The 16,634-nt window shown below is 56.3% G+C and carries 12 protein-coding genes and 5 pseudogenes; 13 read left to right on the top strand and 4 right to left on the bottom strand.

Annotated features, from left to right (window positions below):
* The first annotated feature begins 227 nt into the window (after window positions 1-227).
* Window positions 228-329, top strand: a complete 102-nt coding sequence (locus tag RBRH_RS20575; RefSeq protein ID WP_232509404.1) for an AAC(3) family N-acetyltransferase — start codon at window positions 228-230, stop codon at window positions 327-329.
* Between the two features lie 370 nt (window positions 330-699).
* Entirely contained in the window at window positions 700-1,950 is a 1,251-nt protein-coding gene (locus RBRH_RS17885; RefSeq protein WP_232509403.1) for a phosphodiester glycosidase family protein, read from the top strand.
* Window positions 1,951-2,541: 591 nt separating this feature from the next.
* Here RBRH_RS17885 and RBRH_RS13540 read toward each other — a convergent pair.
* Window positions 2,542-3,738 carry a hypothetical protein gene (locus RBRH_RS13540; protein WP_332415704.1) on the bottom strand — a complete coding sequence of 399 codons (1,197 nt, stop codon included), beginning with the start codon at window positions 3,736-3,738 and terminating at the stop codon, window positions 2,542-2,544.
* Window positions 3,739-4,260: 522 nt separating this feature from the next.
* Between RBRH_RS13540 and RBRH_RS13535 the strand changes: the two genes are divergently transcribed.
* From RBRH_RS13535 to RBRH_RS13505, 9 genes and pseudogenes are all read left to right on the top strand, one after another.
* A complete protein-coding gene (locus RBRH_RS13535; protein WP_041754742.1) occupies window positions 4,261-5,418 on the top strand; it encodes an IS110 family RNA-guided transposase in 1,158 nt (385 codons plus the stop codon).
* A 444-nt stretch (window positions 5,419-5,862) separates the two neighbouring features.
* Window positions 5,863-6,126: pseudogene (locus RBRH_RS17875) on the top strand (transposase); the annotation flags it as partial.
* A gap of 30 nt (window positions 6,127-6,156) precedes the next feature.
* On the top strand, window positions 6,157-6,429 hold the full coding sequence (locus RBRH_RS16475; RefSeq protein ID WP_232509402.1) for a hypothetical protein: 273 nt from the start codon (window positions 6,157-6,159) through the stop codon (window positions 6,427-6,429).
* 58 nt (window positions 6,430-6,487) lie between these two features.
* Window positions 6,488-8,002: a group II intron reverse transcriptase/maturase gene (gene ltrA / locus RBRH_RS13525; protein ID WP_013428637.1), complete on the top strand. Its 1,515-nt coding sequence runs from the start codon at window positions 6,488-6,490 to the stop codon at window positions 8,000-8,002.
* A gap of 37 nt (window positions 8,003-8,039) precedes the next feature.
* Window positions 8,040-8,607, top strand: a pseudogene (locus RBRH_RS13520) (transposase family protein); the annotation flags it as partial.
* Window positions 8,608-9,216: 609 nt separating this feature from the next.
* Window positions 9,217-10,689, top strand: coding sequence for a group II intron reverse transcriptase/maturase (gene ltrA / locus RBRH_RS13515; protein ID WP_013428635.1), 1,473 nt, complete (start codon window positions 9,217-9,219; stop codon window positions 10,687-10,689).
* Between the two features lie 109 nt (window positions 10,690-10,798).
* A pseudogene (locus RBRH_RS13510) lies at window positions 10,799-11,302 on the top strand (IS5/IS1182 family transposase); the annotation flags it as partial.
* A gap of 208 nt (window positions 11,303-11,510) precedes the next feature.
* Window positions 11,511-11,765: a type II toxin-antitoxin system Phd/YefM family antitoxin gene (locus RBRH_RS17870; RefSeq protein WP_083813541.1), complete on the top strand. Its 255-nt coding sequence runs from the start codon at window positions 11,511-11,513 to the stop codon at window positions 11,763-11,765.
* A 7-nt stretch (window positions 11,766-11,772) separates the two neighbouring features.
* Window positions 11,773-12,177 (top strand): type II toxin-antitoxin system VapC family toxin, encoded by a 405-nt coding sequence (locus tag RBRH_RS13505; protein ID WP_041755002.1) that lies wholly within the window; start codon window positions 11,773-11,775, stop codon window positions 12,175-12,177.
* 162 nt (window positions 12,178-12,339) lie between these two features.
* Here RBRH_RS13505 and RBRH_RS20570 read toward each other — a convergent pair.
* Window positions 12,340-12,577: pseudogene (locus RBRH_RS20570) on the bottom strand (ISNCY family transposase); the annotation flags it as partial.
* Window positions 12,578-12,667: 90 nt separating this feature from the next.
* Window positions 12,668-12,770, bottom strand: a pseudogene (locus RBRH_RS21450) (IS110 family transposase); the annotation flags it as partial.
* Between the two features lie 279 nt (window positions 12,771-13,049).
* On the opposite strand from RBRH_RS21450, the gene RBRH_RS17855 reads away from it, so the two are divergent.
* Both RBRH_RS17855 and RBRH_RS20560 read left to right on the top strand, forming a co-directional pair.
* Window positions 13,050-14,441 (top strand): NTP/NDP exchange transporter, encoded by a 1,392-nt coding sequence (locus tag RBRH_RS17855; RefSeq protein WP_157864534.1) that lies wholly within the window; start codon window positions 13,050-13,052, stop codon window positions 14,439-14,441.
* Window positions 14,442-14,535: 94 nt separating this feature from the next.
* A complete protein-coding gene (locus RBRH_RS20560) occupies window positions 14,536-14,910 on the top strand; it encodes a hypothetical protein (protein WP_013428626.1) in 375 nt (124 codons plus the stop codon).
* A 420-nt stretch (window positions 14,911-15,330) separates the two neighbouring features.
* Here the strand turns inward: RBRH_RS20560 and RBRH_RS13480 are convergent.
* Window positions 15,331-16,472 (bottom strand): IS3 family transposase gene (locus RBRH_RS13480; RefSeq protein WP_157864307.1). Its coding sequence is split into 2 segments (ribosomal slippage): window positions 15,331-16,220 and window positions 16,220-16,472, totalling 1,143 coding nucleotides; the frame shifts between segments, so codons are not numbered across the junction.
* Window positions 16,473-16,634 lie beyond the last annotated feature (162 nt).

The following is a 16,634-nucleotide window of genomic DNA, read 5'->3' as shown; positions in this document are numbered from 1 at the left end:
TGCTCATTGGACTTTGGCATGAGCAGAGAGTGCATGCAGAAGCCCTGCTGACAGGCTTGGTGAACATAATTTCATCCTAAAAAAACTCTGCACCGCGAATCCGATCGAGTCTCGCCCGGCAACTCGCGGAAGGTCGCGTGACGTCAGGTAGCACAATCCTCGTGCACTCGTCCCTCAGCGCGCTTGGGTGGGTCGCAGGCGCAGTCGTGGCCGTCATCTAAGCGCTGATGGACTGCATCGGGCCTAACGGGACGCTGGTCATACCAACACACACCGCCCATTTGACCGATCCTGCACAATGGGAAGTGCCACCTGTGCCACCTAGCTAGGTCGAGACCCGCAAGCATCAATTCCGCTCTACATGCGTTAGGGCACGGCGTTGCCGGATGGTGCCAACGGCCCGCGCATCGCCGGGATGCTGGACGCGTCATGACATGGTGTCAGCCGTCATATGTCCCTCTATTCAGCCAATGCTCACCCGCTAAGAGGCGCTTCGCTTTTGACGTCTGGACTTCGTTTGGCGCTATTACAGACACAACAGCACGCCTATAACGTAACCGAAGCACGTCATTTTCCTTCGGAAGAGACAACATAGCAACGAGATGACGTGCGGGCTTTCTGTTGCTCATCGCAAACGGTTTTATCTTGAGTAGCAGATTTCAGACAAATTTGCCACGAAACCAGGCAGGAGATTTTAAATTGAGACTGACTATCACGTCTAACCAGACCGAATTTGAAGCGCAGAACACGAATACGCAGACCTCGCCGACCCGTGCACCGTCATCGTCTGAGCGCGCGTCTCCTAAGCCGACCCGCTCTTTATCCAAGACAGACGAATTCGATGCGATACGAAATAAGCTTGAAAACAATCCCAACGCCGCCAAAGCACTTTCCCGTTTCGCCGCTCGTGCCCAAGGATATTTGGTGCGGGAGAAGAGCGTCAAGGTGCAAAGCCACGGTGCGGGAATCGTTCAGGTTACGATCAAAGGCGGCCCTGGCGGCGTGCGACCGCCAGGGACACCGCTTGCGAAGATCCGAGATATGCTTACTCCGCCTCCAAAAACGCAATCAGAAAAACAGAGCGATAGCGTAGGCGATGGTATTGCGACCTACAATATGCTTATCGTGAAAGGTGGGACGAAGTCTGGCAAGGTGATCGGGACGAAGGAAGGGGAACCGCCGCAGCCGCCCCAGGCGCTTGCAGCGCAAGCGCCGAAGCGGTCCGCCATCATCAATGGCGGGTATTTTGTGCACAAGTCCGGCCTCAAGATTATGCAAGGTGGTAGTGAAGGAAAAGCAACCAAGAGTGACTATGGCAGGCCGGTGGGCCCGACCGCAACTCGATCCGACCATGTCGACGTCGCTCCACCTTGGCAGAATGACTATGGTCAATTGCTGCAGGACGGTAAAGTCGGCATCACGAGTGGTCCAGTGCTCGCATTGAATGGACAGAGGGCGAGGTTGGAAAACAACGATGGCCGGCTTCAATATCGCAACGCAGAAGGGGAGGATAATCCATTAAACAAATTTGCCGGCGCGCTAACGCATGCCAATGAACGTAACGAGCGGGCCGCGGTGAGCGTGCGCCCCGAATTGTCCGTTGACCCAACCGACGGAACGCACCGATTGTCCGACAAGCCAGGTGACTTGGTAATGCATACGCTGACAACAACAGACGGCAAACGGGATTTGGGTGTGCCAATAAAGGGGAGGCAGCCAGAAGAGGGAGGATGGCAAGAGATCACGGAGATGGGTGCTGATCCAACGGGAAGATATAAAGACGCCGATAAAGGGATTGGTGTTTCCTCGTTTAATTTGGATGGCGGTGGTTCCACTTTTCTCGGTGTTCAAGATGAGAATGGTGTTGTAAAAAAACTTGCCGGCAGTGGACAACCCGGCGAAACTCGACCTGTCGCCAATATCATTTCCGCTCAGCCCACGCTTGATTAAATGCCCCTTGATTTATCGATCAACTTTACGAGGTCGTTACATGCCGCCGATGGCGTGTTTTCTGGGGAAGGGCAGAGTGGTACGGATGTGTTCGAGAGGGTGTAGGCAAGGGCGCTGGTCAAGGCGTGAAAGGTCGGCATGCCCTGCATGCCGACCGTCTTCGGCGGTGGCGATGATTAAGCGGCCGGCCTGTTTGAGAGCGTACACCCGACTCACCTGCCTCACCTGCCAGTGGGCTTGCCTGTCCGCTGGTAGATCCTGCTGGGCTTTATGGTAGACGGCCTAGATGCTGGTGTGCAGCATGATCCTGGTCTGGATCTCGTGCTTCACTGACTGGGGCAACGCGCCGCTGAAGCCCTCAAGATGACGACGCTTCACCAGTTGAAACAAGAGTACGGCATGCTGTCTGTGAACATCTCTGGCAAGACATTGCAGTGTATTACCGCGTCCCCCCTTGTGGGCAAGCACCTCGCGGTGTGTCAGGCTGCATGACGTCAATGACGAACCCCGCTGCGTTACCCGACCTCTCCGATGGCACGACGGTATCTGTTTCGGCGTTGGGATTAACGAAGCATACTGGGTTCAGTCACACTAAATATTATCTGGCTCACTTCTAAGCCAGTTGACATTGGCCTGGAATCGCGCCTGCGCCGGCTCGGAGAACTGGGTGGCCGCCATAAAGCGAGTGATCTCACCCACTGCCATTTCCCATCCGAAGTTGCTTAACTCAGATAACACCCAATCGGCCCGAAGTTGGCTCAGCAAATCCCATAAAGCGGTTTCGCTCGCACCATTCAGTAGGTTCAGACTTTGCCGCCAGGTTCGCTTTGCTTGTACATCGTTTAAAAAAGGGAGGCATTTGAGCAGCCCAAACGCCGCCGGAACACGCTGTGACATAGGCACGCGCGCTAAATGACCCTCAAGCAACGTCAGCTCCTGCGCGCGTTGTTCGCGCGACAGCGCTTCAAGCCCTTCAGGCAAATACCGCAAAGCAATCCCCCACTGCTCGTCAGGCAGCGACAGCGCCCAATCACGCATCTGCGTGTACTGTGCGAACTGCTCCGCTTTCGGCAAAATCTCTACGACCCTCGCTAACATGCCGACCGATGCACCTTGATGAGAGGGCGGCAGTTGTAACGCGTGTCCGCGTAAGAGCGCATACCGCTCAGGCACGCGTGGGTCTGTCTTATTAAAGTAAAGGAGCAAACTGGACAATGCCGGGATGAGCTCCGCTTGTTCGGATACCCTCAACGACGCAAGCCGGGCCAGGAGCGCCTGATAACGCTGCTCGGCAAAAGATGAGCGCAGTGACAAGCACTGCAAACTGTCAGCCAGTTCCGCCCAGATGTTGTCTTGTCCGGGCGCGCGCCGCTGCGCCATCGCGTAAGCGAAGTCGAATAACTCAACGCGCCGGCTCAGAGGAAAATCAAGAAAGGTGCGTAACAGCGCTTTTTGTATTCGCACGCCGTCCTGCGGGATACGCTCTGCAGCTGCAAACACGCACTTGAATGCCTCGACTCGCTCGGCTTCCGGCAACGCTCGCAGACGCTGACTCAGCGCATCAATGGGTTCGATATGCTGCGCTGGATTGCTCAACGCACCGCCCATTTCGTCCAGCAGCTGGTTGACTGACGCCAAGCTGACGGCCTGGTTTGCCCGCTGCCAATAGCGGTGGACGAGGCGCCGGGCCTGCATCGCATGATACGTGCGGCGATCGACTGTGGCGAACGATGTCACGTCTTGAATGGGGACATAGTCACCGATCCGGGCAATCAGCTCGGGCGGCAAGTCATCATACGTTGTCGGTCGAGTGGACGAGGAGCAAGTCAATGCGTCGTCGCAGCGCGGCCGTGGCGGCGTTGACGCGGCAGGTCGTTGACCAGTCTGCCCTGCACAGACGTAGCTGGCAGGATAGTTTAAAGCGGCATTCMAATCAAAGTCCATCGGTAAGCTCAGCGATAAATAAAAAAGGTACCACGCGTAGCGAAGCTGTACAGCAGGCTAGCGAAAAGTAGGTAAAGACGCGCAACGATATGTCGTAAGCGTGAGCTTTTTGGCGGGTAGCATAAGCCGGTGGACAGGCTGCGCGACATCGTAGGAGGTGACGCAAGCGCGCTGAAAAAGAGGCGTATCAACCGGTCAATGCCTCAATCTTAATGGAGCGAGGCATATAAGGTTGTGTTGGCAAGAAGATAGGTCGCCGTGTTGTAGAGGAGAAGACAGCATGGCCAAGTAGATCCTATGTAGCGTGAGAACAGGCAAAGCTTAAGTTGTAAGATTAAGTGAAACAAGGCGAACGCAACGGAGGTTATCACGCGTACAGATCACTTAGCCGGAGTCGATACCGAGAACATAATACTGGCGACGTCACTCGAACTGGCGGGGGCCCAATGGAAAATTGCGCTGCACGACGGACGCAGACAGAGTCAAGCGGTGCACACGGTAAGGGGAGCGCAAGCGGCCATGCGAGTGCAAGCCCTATTGGAGGTGATTGAGCGATACAAGCAGAAATGGTCGCTGCCCCAAGAGGTGCGTGTGGTGGTCAGTTATGAGGCTGGACAGGATGGATTTTGGATCTATAGAGCACTGCGCTTGCGTGGCATGGAGTGTTACGTGATCGATGCGGCCAGTATTCCGGTGGAGCGGCACAGGCGTCGCGCCAAGACGGATCGGCTTGATGCGATCAAGCTGGTCACGAATTTGCGAGCATGGCTGCATGGCGAACGCGACCGCATGCGCGTAGTGCGAGTGCCCTCGCTGCAAGATGAAGCGTCGCGCCAGTTGATTCGTGATCGAGGCCAGTTGCACAAAGAGGTGCTGCAGCACCGCGAGCGTATGCGTAAGTTGTTGATCACGATGGGTTGCTGGGACGGTTTCGATCATAGGACGTTTGCCAAGCGGCTAGCTAGCGGCAAACTGGTTTGTCATGATGGCACGCCGCTGCCCAGCGAGCTGCATGAACGACTGTTACGCGAGACGGCCCGCCTGGCGCTTGCCGAAGAACAACTCGCGGCACTTGAGCGCACACTGCAAGAACGCCTACCGGCACCTGTACGCAAACGCATCGCTTATCTTAGGCACCTCAAAGGTGTAGGCCATATCGGGGCATCGCGCCTGGTGCTTGAGTTGTTCTGGCGCGAGTTTGATAACCGGCGGCAACTGGGCGCCTGCGTAGGCCTGGTCCCGCAGCCCTACGATAGCGGACAGAGCCGGATTGATCAGGGGATCAGCAAGCAGGGAAATAGGCGAGCGCGAACCCAACTCATCGAGATGGCCTGGTGCTGGTTGCGATATCAGCCTAGCAGTGCGCTGGCGCAGTGGTTCAACAAGCGCACGCAGGGCACCGAAGCCAATCGCCGTGCGCGGCGCATTGCGATTGTCGCGTTTGCCAGGCGGCTAGTGATTGCATTATGGCGCTACCTAAAAGACGGCGTGATTCCACAAAGCGCTCAGTTGAAAGGGGCATGAGTAGGCATGGCTCATAGCTGTAGGGTCAACGTCTATTGGAGGGGCTGAACTGAGATATGCCCGTAGGACCGACGGGTTGCTGAACGTAACCGATCATTAGATGGGGCATATCCATCGGACCAGGATGTCCGACTTAGCGCGCATACAGGATGAGGCCGGCCAAATCCGGCGGATAGAAGTGGGTGAGAGGTGAATGTCTCACGTGCGCATAATCGGCTCGACCCCACCCGAACGAGCGTTGATATTGCTTGGCTGAAATTTGAGGTATCTGCTTATGGATTGTTTCTTTGCACAAATTCTTGACAACTTTCTACTCATAGAAGTCGGCCCTGAATAAACCGCAGACGCTGGTGCAGTAAGGCTCTGAGGCCAGAATGGTGTTGTGGGATTTGCAAGAGGCAGACATATTAATGCGAGATTCTTGCAAATTTCGACGAGGTTCGGATGGGTCCGAAGACGCCGGTGCCAGAGGGAGATTTGTTTCGCCAACCGCTGCGCGAGCAGATCAACTTGAAGCATCCGTTGGTTCGTCTGGCTGATCTAATTGACTGGGACCGATTGAACACAGCGATGAGCGCGAGCTTCGTGTCGCAGCGCGGCCGGCCGGCAACGTCGCCGCGTTTGATCGCGGGGTTGCTGTATTTGCAGCACGCCTTCGACCTGTCGGACGAGGATGTGCGCTGGCAATGGCTCGAGAACCCGTATTGGGTGCGCCGGGAGACCGGCAAGGTGTAGGTGGTGAGAGTCCACTACGATGAAGGCATAGCGAGCCACATCGCCCCCGAGCCGTGCGCGGGCATCCGTGAGGAGGTCAGCGAAGCGTCGGCAGGGGAGCGTGCAGGCCAGCCATGGAGCCACGAAATGGCTGATATCCCGGATGCCGACGCGCTCCAGTACGTGGAAGGCAATATGAGCGGGCGCGACATCGCGAGTGCCTGCCGATCCGGCGTGGTCGTAGAACTGGCATACACGCAAGCGCCTTGCACGGGAGGCGGGAGATCTCACGTCTGACCTGGCTTTGTAGCGGTATTGGCCAGGCCCGCGTCGGGAAGGCGAGGAGCCGAAGCCGATGATGCACGGACGTGAGAAGTCAGACTCCGCCGTAGTAGCGAAGAAACCTGCGAACAAGGTCGGGAAACCGGCTGCGCAGTGGGTGGAGCCAAGGGCGGGGACCGAGGGGAACGCGAACCAGAATCACACGTGCCGGGCACAGAACCGGGCAAGCGTGTCACAGGGACTGGATCGCGTACGGCAGTTGGCGAGACAGCATAAGAAGATGCGTTTCACGACGTTGCTGCACCACGTCACCGTCGAGCGGCTGAGCGCTGCATTGTATGCGCTCAAACGTAAGGCGACACCGGGAGTCGATGGTGTGACGTGGCAAAGCTATGAAGTGGGACTGGGGAGCAATCTCCGGGACCTGCACAGGCGGGTTCATACAGGGAGCTACCGTGCCCTGCCAGTGCTGCGACGTTATATACCCAAGGCAGACGCTGGTCTCAGGCCCTTGGGTGTCGCCGCGCTGGAAGACAAGCTTGTGCAGAGCGTAATGGTTGAGGTTCTAAACGCCATTTACGAGGAAGACTTCCTCGGCTTCTCGTATGGATTTCGTCCGGGTCGTAACCAGCATGATGCACTCGATGCATTGGCTGCAGCGATTCAGTGGCGACCGGTGAACTGGATTCTGGATGCCGACATTCGAAGCTTTTTCGACACCGTCAACAGGCAATGGTTGATCCGTTTCGTGAAGCACCGGGTGGCGGACCCGAGAGTCATTCGCCTGATCGGCAAATGGCTCGATGCTGGGGTGCTGGACAATGGCCGGTTGATGTCGGTACAGGCCGGTACGCCCCAGGGTTCGGTGATCTGCCCATTACTTGCCAATATCTATCTGCACTATGTCTTTGATTTGTGGATAGAACGGTGGCGGCGTCAGCGAGCCCGTGGCACGGTGGTGGTGTCGCGATATGCGGACGATACGGTGGTGGGCTGCCAGCACGAAGCAGATGCGCTGCGGCTGATGAAGGAGCTGCGGCAACGCATGGAGGAGTTCGACCTCACGCTGCATCCGGAGAAGACCCGTGTGCTGGAATTTGGTCGGTATGCCGCCGAGCGGCGAAGGCGTAAGGGCATGGGCAAGCCGCAGACGTTTGCTTATCTGGGTTTCACTCATATCAGTGGGACGTCACGCAACGGCAGCTTCCAGCTCAAGCGCAAGAGCCGTAAGGACCGGCTGCGCGCCAAGCTTAAGCAGGTCAAGGAGCAAATGCGCCTGCGAATGCATGAGCCGATCGCCTCACAAGGGCGCTGGCTGGCGCAGATCGTTCGGGGCTACTTTGCATACCATGCCGTTCCGACCAATATCCGGGCGTTGCGTGCGTTCAGGCACGGCATGATGAACATCTGGCGGCGCACGCTCCGGCGGCGCAGTCAGAAGGACACGATGACGTGGCAGCGTATTGAGCGTCTGGCAGACGCGTGGTTACCTCAACCGCAGATTCTTCATGCCTGGCCAGATCGCCGATTTGCCGTCAATCACCCGAGGTGGGAGCCGAATGCCAGAATTGGGCACGTTCGGATCTAAGCGGGGGGTATCGGGTAACGGGTATTCCTACCGCAATCAAGTTTTTACGGGTGAGACGTACTTGCAGACCAAGCCGCCGATCGATGCGTCGAGCCTGACGCGCTGGCGCAAGCGGCTAGGCGAAGCCGGCGTTGAAGAACTGTTGGCCGAGACAATCGAAGCGGCTAAGCGAGCCAACGTCATCAAGACCTCGAGCCTGAAGCGGGTCATTGTCGATACGACATTGATGGAAAAGGCGATTGCCCATCCCACCGATTCGCGCCTGCTCGAGCGTTGCCGAGAACATCTGGTGAAAGCTGCGGCCCGGCACGGGCTGAAGCTGCGGCAGAACACCAATCGCGAGGCCCCGCGCCTGGCAAGTCAGGTAGGCCGCTATGCGCATGCGAAGCAGTACAAGCGGATGAACAAAGCGCTGCGCAGTTTGCGTTCTCGAGTGGGGCGCGTGATGCGCGATCTGGAGCGGCAACTCAATGGTGTTGCTCAGCAAAGTCGCTCAGCGTTGGACGAGCTGATCAGCTGCACGAAGCGGATTCTCACGCAGAAGCAGAAGGACAAAAACAAGCTGTATGCGCTGCATGCGCCGCAAGTCGAGTGTTTGGCCAAAGTGCGACGTGAAGTCGCAAACATCATTGTCTCGCCCGCCCACAAGGTTGGTGACGAGACCGGCCGTTCCGTCGGCCGTAGCCTACCTGTGCATGCGTTGCCGGCAACAGCGACGTGTGAAGCCACGGGGACAACGTGTCGGGCCTTCTGGCCGCGTCGCCTTCCGCGAGGAAGAGACGTCATCTGCGAGCATCAATGCGGATGGGATCCCAGGCTGAGTGGCATGGTCAACAGATGTGAACTGCCGCAGGCATCGTTAGGCACGACAAGCCAAAGATGCTGACAGGCTTGAACCAAAACGGTAAGTGGTCGGCTGCTCCTCCTTTTGCTACGGAGCACACGGACAGGAAGACCACCGGTGTACAGGCAGGACCTACTCCACTCGTTGTGATGTTTGTGGAACACGGTAAGCCCGACGTGCCGCCGGCGAAGGCAGGCCAACCGCAAGGAAGGCTGATGGCACAGCGGGTAGAGGAACGCGGAAAAAGCGAAGGCCGCTCGGTAACCGAGTGGATACGGGTTGCAATATCACCCGGCGTGAAAGCGAGCCCACTTCCGCAAGGTCGTCCATGGCAAGAGAACTTGAGAATCCGCGATAAGGAGGAAGGCAGATGACGGAGCCAGCGCAGACGGTGAAAGCCGTGGCGGGCACTGGTGCGCCTCCAGCCTATGGGCAAGCGTGGAACCAGATTAACTGGGACAACGTAACCGCCAAGGTCACGCGGCTGCAAGTGCGTATTGCCAAGGCAACACGGGACGGTAGATGGAACAAGGTTCAGGCCTTGCAACATCTGCTGACCCACTCGTTTCACGGCAAGCTTCTCGCCGTGAAACGAGTGACGCAGAACGCAGGCAAGAGAACGGCAGGTGTCGACGGCAGGATCTGGGCGACGCCGATGTCCAAGTTGAAAGCGGCACAGTCACTGACGCACAGGGGCTACCAAGCGTTACCGCTACGGCGCGTGTATATCCCGAAGAGTAATGGAAAGGAACGCGCACTCGGCATTCCGACCATGCGCGATCGGGCGATGCAGGCACTGTGGCTCACGGCATTGCTGCCCATCGCAGAAACGACAGCTGATCCAAACTCCTACGGCTTCCGGCCGAAACGCTCGACGGCTGACGCCGTGGAGCAATGTTTTAAAGCACTCGCCAAGCGCAACTCTGCCCAGTGGGTGCTGGAGGGCGACATCCGTGGATGTTTCGACAACTTCAGTCACGACTGGCTGCTGGCGAATATCCCGATGAATAAGGCTGTTCTGCGCAAGTGGCTGCAAGCAGGATTCGTGGACAAAGGTGTGCTGTTCCCCACTGATGCAGGAACGCCGCAAGGCGCAATCGCGTCGCCGGTGCTGGCTAACATGGCACTGGACGGGTTGGAAGAGGCGGTGCGCTCAGTCCTTGGGCCGAGCAAGACCGCTCGTCAACCAGCCAAGGCACACGTCGTGCGCTATGCGGACGACTTCATCGCGACCGGCGCGAGCCGGGAGTTGCTCGAAAAGCAGGTCAAGCCTGCCATCGAAGCATTTCTCTCGGCTCGGGGCTTGCAACTCGCTTCTGAGAAAACGCTGGTCACGCATATTGCACGAGGGTTCGACTTGCTCGGGCAAAACGTGCGCAAATACGGGGACAAGCTGCTGATCAAGCCTGCACGCAAAAGCGTGCAAGCGCTGTTGAACAAGGTTAGCGAAGTGCTGGGAAAGAATAAGGCTGCCACCCAGTCGCAGGTGATCATGCAACTGAACCCGATTCTTCGGGGTTGGGCGATGTATCACAGGCATGTCGTGGCGGCGGCGACCTTTGCCCGGATCGATCATCTCGTGTGGACGAAGCTGTGGAGGTGGGCCAAACGCCGACATCCACGCAAGAACGCTCTTTGGATCAAAAGGCGTTACTTCGAACGTCGCGGCCTAAGGGACTGGATCTTTGCATGTCATGTGCAGCCACTGGATCTGGCCTTCCGGCCAACGCTATTTCGGTTGACCGGAGTCACCATTACACGCCACACAAAGGTTCGCAGCGATGCCAACCCGTTCGACCCAGCATGGATGCCTTACTTCCAACGCCGCGCAAATGGCTGCTGACAACGTTGTGAATCGCCCGGTCCGATCACGGGCTGCAGGACGGCTTGAGCCGTGTGCTGGGAAACTCGCATGCACGGTTCTTAGGGGAGCGCGCGCCGGCAACGGCGCGTGCTTACCCGACGGCAAACCACGCAAGCCGTACGAATTTGACGTGAAGGTGTCGATCACGACCACGCACAAGGAGGGTTGGGTAGTCGGCGCTCGTTCGATGCCAGGCAATCCCTACGATGGGCACACGCTGGCCCAAGCGTTGGAACAAGCGGCGATCCTGAGCGAGGTGCAACCGCAGATTGCTATTGTGGACCGCGGCTACAAGGGCGTAGCGATCGACGGCGTGAAAGTCTATCACCCGGGCTTGCGTCGTGGCATCACACGCGGCTTGCGGGCAATGATCCGGCGGCGCAGTGCAATCGAGCCGGTCATTGGCCATATGAAAGCAGACGGCAAGCTCGATCGCAACTGGCTTAAAGGGGCACTAGGCGATGCCATCCATGCAGTGCTGTGCGGCGCCGGCCACAACCTGCGGATGATTCTCAGGAAGCTGCGGCTTTTTTACACTCTGATCCGGGTTGTTCTGCTCAATCGCCAGGCTTACATGGTGTCGGCAGCATGAACTTACCGCAGAGCAAAGTTAATTGTTCAGAATGGACTACCTTTAGGCGTGTCGCCTGCCCTTGAGCGCGGCGGCGCCCGACACGATCAGCGTGTACAACATCGACCGGGAAGAAGTGCGGTTGTGAATCAGCGTCAATTGATGAACCCTTGCATTGCGGTGATGACACATATAAACTAGTTATATGTCTAGTCATTATGGATCCGCCATGCATGCTTGGCCTGTACAAGACGCGAAAGCCCGTTTCAGCGAGCTACTTGACGCCTGTGTCAGTGAGGGGCCACAGCTGGTGACCCGTCGCGGCGCAGAAACAGCCGTGCTGGTGCCTATCACGGAGTGGAAACGGCTCAACGCCGCCGCACGCCCCTCGCTGAAAGCCTTGCTGCTGTCCAATTTCAGTCGTGGTGACCTTGATTTGCCACAACGTGGACGGGCGCAGCGTCGCACCGCTCTTGCTCTATAAAACCACCGTGTTTCTTTTAGATACGAATATTGTTTCTGAGCTTCGCAAGCTTCGCCCGCATGGGGCAGTCGTGTCATGGCTCGAAAGCGTTCCCGACCACGAGCTTTATCTGTCCGCCGTGACACTCGGTGAAATCCAAGCAGGCATCGAAATCACGCGCGAGCAAGACGCCGACAAGGCATCGACGATAGAAGCGTGGGCTGATCAAGTCAGCGCGACCTACAATGTCTTGCCCATGGATGCTGCGACCTTCCGGCTCTGGTCGAAGCTGATGCATCGTCAGTCGAACACAGTCTATGAAGACGCCATGATCGCGGCTAGCGCGCTGATGCACAAGCTTATCGTCGCCACGAGAAACGTTCGCGACTTTGAACGCTTTGACGTACCGGTGTTCAACCCATTCGGGAAATGAGTCTACCTACATCTTGATTTATCGAATTTCCAGAAAGGCCGTGGAAATGCTGGGCTTCAAGCACGTGGCGCAGAATACGCCTAAAATATAGTTCCAGCGCGTGCTCGAGCATGCTGCACGTCGCCTCCCTTTGAACGTAGCGACATCCGACACGATCAGCGCTTTTCTGGCCAACCGGTCCTTCAAGGTCAAATGCGCGCGCTCGACACGCCTCTTGGCCGAACTGCTGTTCGCGCAGAACGTATCGATGTTAGGCTCGTACATCGCGCGGCCAAACGGCGTCACGACTGCCTGTTTTACCCAGCGTAACGTTGCGGAAGACGCTTGCTTTGTCGCTGTAGAACGCACTCGGCTTACCGTAGCGCTCGATATACGTCCGTGTCGCCTCGAAATTCCCGAAGGCTATCGATTAGCATTGCCGGAAACTGATCGGCCAGCATTGCGATCGCCGCTTGAGCGGCCTGGATTGATAGGCGTCGCCCTTGTGGCAAAACGACGCCAAATTCATAGAGCAATCCTCTCAATTGATTGACTTGCATGACGCGCATCCGGACCAGTTGCTGACGCATTTGATGTAGCGCCAACATCGCCTGTTAGTCCGCCGATTTGACGGCAATAAAGCGCATGGCTTGTCGCCGCAGGGCGAAGCGACGGCACTGGCCGCCGAGACGCCGCCATCGCGCAGAAATAATAAAGGTTTTGATTACGCACGAATAGTGTCAGCTATGCTGTTCAAACTGCCCATATCGCCGCACGCCAAATTGTTTATAGAAACGGCTGCTACGCGATGCAAATGGCGAACTAGCCGCCATGATGAATGCTGTGCCGCAGCTACAAGGCGTTAAGTTAGCGCAGAGTTGACAAGGACAGCAGTGCGACGTAATTATTTTAAATTAATGAGCATGATAAACGCCAGCCGTAAGCAATGGGGCATGCAGTTCAAGCTGCGTCCCGGTGAAGGCCGACCGTTGCTTTGGAGTGCGCTAGGTCTTTTCTGGTTATCGTTAGCATATTATCTAATCCGGCCTATCCGTGACACGATGGGTGCCGTGAGCGGCGTGCAAAAACTGACGTGGTTATTCAGTGCAACATTGTTGTGTATGTTGCTTATTTCATTTTTATTTTCAAAATTATTAAACCGAATTTCTTTGCGACGTGCAGTTTCGATCAGTTATCGAGTTTGCATCGCGATCCTTATAATGTTTGCGATATTAATGCGATCCAATGCGCCAGAACAAGCGTTTTGGATAGGAGATGTGTTTTTTGTTTGGGTTTCTGCCTATAGCGTTTTTTCGATGACCATGTATTGGATGATGACCATCGACAAGTTCAGCAAAGAGCAAGGCGAGCGACTTTTTGGGATAGTGTCAGCCGGCGCGAATTTGGGTGCGCTGGCAGGTTCAGGTATGAGTACTGCCCTGTCAGGTCTGCTTGGTCTAGGGTGGACACTGGCAATTGCAGCAATTTTGCTCGAATTAGCGGCTCGCAGTACGTTGCAGCTTACATCAACGTCAACGGAACTAGATAAGAAGCATAGGAGGATAGCTTATCAGGGTAAAAGGACGCACGCCGGCAGCATGACGAGCGGAGTCCAACAAAAAGGTAATATAAATTTAAACGGCCTTGCAAAATTATTTCATATTACTCCAGCTCTACGAGCTTCCCACGTCGCGAGCCTGTGCGTCTATGTTGTTCTCTTGTCGCTAACGTCAACAGCATTGTATTTTCATCAAGCTATACTGATACAAGGCCTAGATATTGATAATAAAGAACGCATTAGACTATTTTCATTAATCGATCTCGCTGTCAACGCTGTCACAATCGTAATCCAATTATTTTTAACTAGTCGCGTAATTCGTTCTCTTGGGGTTCCAATTGCTCTTGCGATGGCCCCAGTAACAAGCGCCATAGGTTTTAGCATGCTTGCATGGAAGCAGACAGTCGAAATCCTCATTGCATTTAGAGTAATTTCTCGAATTGTCAATTTTTCAATTACCAAACCCGTTCAGGAAACGCTATTTGCAGCCATAGACGAAAAAATAAGATATAAAATCAAGAGTTTTATCGATACAGTAGCTTATCGCTCAGGCGACCAATTGGGCGCTTGGACCTATGCCGGCATGGGGATGCTGGGCTTATCTATCAGCGCAATTTCTTTTGCGATGGTACCATTATCCATATTTTGGCTGCTTAATGGAGTCCGGTTAGGGCGTCAATATGCAAGACTGGCAGCGGCACAATCCGATCCTGATTCCTCATCATGACATTTACCCAGTCTTGCCGGGTTGGCTTTAAAGTTACTATAATTCTGGGGCTGGCGTTACCAACTGGCAGTTCGGCCTTGACCTGCGCGAGGTGATGGCCCCCTTCCTCCAGATGCCGGCAGGTTTCCTGCGTGCGGGCGCCAGTCGCCGCATGGGCCTCGCGTTCGGTCGTCAGCGCCTCGGGCAAGTCCGGATGGTCGATTCTTATTCGCGTGCGCTCGCGCAGGTCCTGCCAGAAGGGGAAGTAAGCGGGGTCCGGCGGCGGGCTTGGCTTACCCGAGCAGCGTGCCTGGGCGCGTCGTTGCGGCTTGGCGAAGGCGGGTTGGAGGTGGCACTGGCGTACGACATCTTAGATGAGATGGTCCGGGTTCTACCGCGGTTGCCTAGAGTAGGCATGACACCGGTGCAAATTCGCGATCTAGCCGACAGTTTTATGTTATTGGCCAATGTAGTCGAAATCGGCTGGTGATGCGAGTACTAGAATGTACGACCTGTACCTTGCGGTCCGTGTTCGCGTAGTCGTTCGACCAGACGACGGATTTGTCGGCTCGCTAACTCGAGTCGTTGCGCCGCGCGCCACGGCTTGAGTTTGCCGTCCACCACATCCTGAATAACCCTAAATTAGTCTAGCTCACGCATCGTCATGGTTATCCGCTCTGTCGTTGCCATCAAAGCCTCCGGCACTGGGTTTCCAGCCGCCGGTTAGCTTACGATGAACCGAAAAGCGGACATTTGAACTTAGCCAAAAGCGGACATAATGAAATGGCCAGCCCTGACCTGCCCCCGGCAAACAGTGCCGGCCGGAGTTTAGTAAAGTTCGTTTTTGAGGCTACCCCCAAATCAGTGCCGTTCTAAAGTGGAAATTTCCGGCTCTGAGGCTACCCCCAAATCAGTGCCGTTCTAAAGTGGAAATTTCCGGCTCTTCGGGGTGGGCCGAATCGGCCCGGGGCCTGCACTGGCAGGCGAACTCGGCAGGCGTCATCCACTGCAGTGCAGAGTGGGGACGCGCCTCATTATAGTACTGGCGCCAGGCCTCGATTTTGCGCTTGGCATCCTCGAGCGACAAGAACCAATGCTCGTTTAGGCATTCCTCACGCAAGCGCCCGTTAAACGACTCGTTCTTGGCGTTATCGGTTGGCTTGCCAGGACGAGAGAAGTCAATCTCAACGCCCCTCTCATACGCCCACTTGTCGAGCACCTTGGAGATGAATTCGCTGCCATTGTCTGCCTTGATGAAGCGCGGTAACGGCCGGCTCACAGCAATGCGATCTAGCGCCGCCACAACGTCCTCACCACGTAGCGTGGCGCCTACCTCGATGGCCAAGCATTCGCGCGTATAATTGTCCACAATTGTCAGCGTGCGCAAACGCCGACCATCAAACAGTGCGTCAGCAACAAAGTCCATACTCCAAATCTCGTTGATCGCGGTCACGAGCTGCTTGGGCTGCCGCAGCCGCGCCGCCTTGTTTCGCCGCGGCCTCTTATGCCGCAATGACAGCCCCTGCTCACGATAGAGCCGGTAAACTCTTTTATGATTGTCGCGCCAGCCTTCCCGACGCAGCATCACATGCACCCGGCGATAGCCGTAGTGCACGCGTGTTTGCGTGATCTGCTTGATGCGCAGGGCGATCGCGTTCGAATCTCGTGCGATTGACTGATAGCTGTACACCGAACGCGACAACTTCAGTACCCTGCAGGCCTGGCGCTGGCTCACGCCAAAGCGTTGCATCAAATCCGTCGTGAGTTCACGCAGCCGGGAAGGCTTCAAAGCTTTTTTGATAGCACATCCTGCAACATGGATTTGTCCAGCGACAGCTCCGCCACCAGCCGCTTGAGCTTCGTGTTCTCCTCTTCGAGCTGCTTCAGGCGACGCAGCTCCGACGGGCCCAGGCCCCCATACTTCTGGCGCCAGTTATAGAACGTCGCATCGCTGATGCCCATCTTGCGGCACACCTCAGCTGCCGGCGTGCCCAGCTCTGCCTGTTTCAACGCAAATGTAATCTGTTCTTCAGTGTATCTGCTCTTCTTCACGACATGACCTTCTGCTTGTTAAGGTTGCATCATGCCGGATTTTTTCTACTTTTGAATGGCCCAGTTTTTTGGGGTAGCCTCACCCGGCCTTGACCGGCTGTGGCGCAGCTCGCGCAGTTGCTCGACTGGCGACTCGTGGATTTGGTGGCAGAAGGAGGCACC

Source organism: Mycetohabitans rhizoxinica HKI 454 (assembly GCF_000198775.1).
GTDB lineage: Bacteria > Pseudomonadota > Gammaproteobacteria > Burkholderiales > Burkholderiaceae > Mycetohabitans > Mycetohabitans rhizoxinica.
This window is presented reverse-complemented; position numbering and strand designations above follow the sequence as displayed.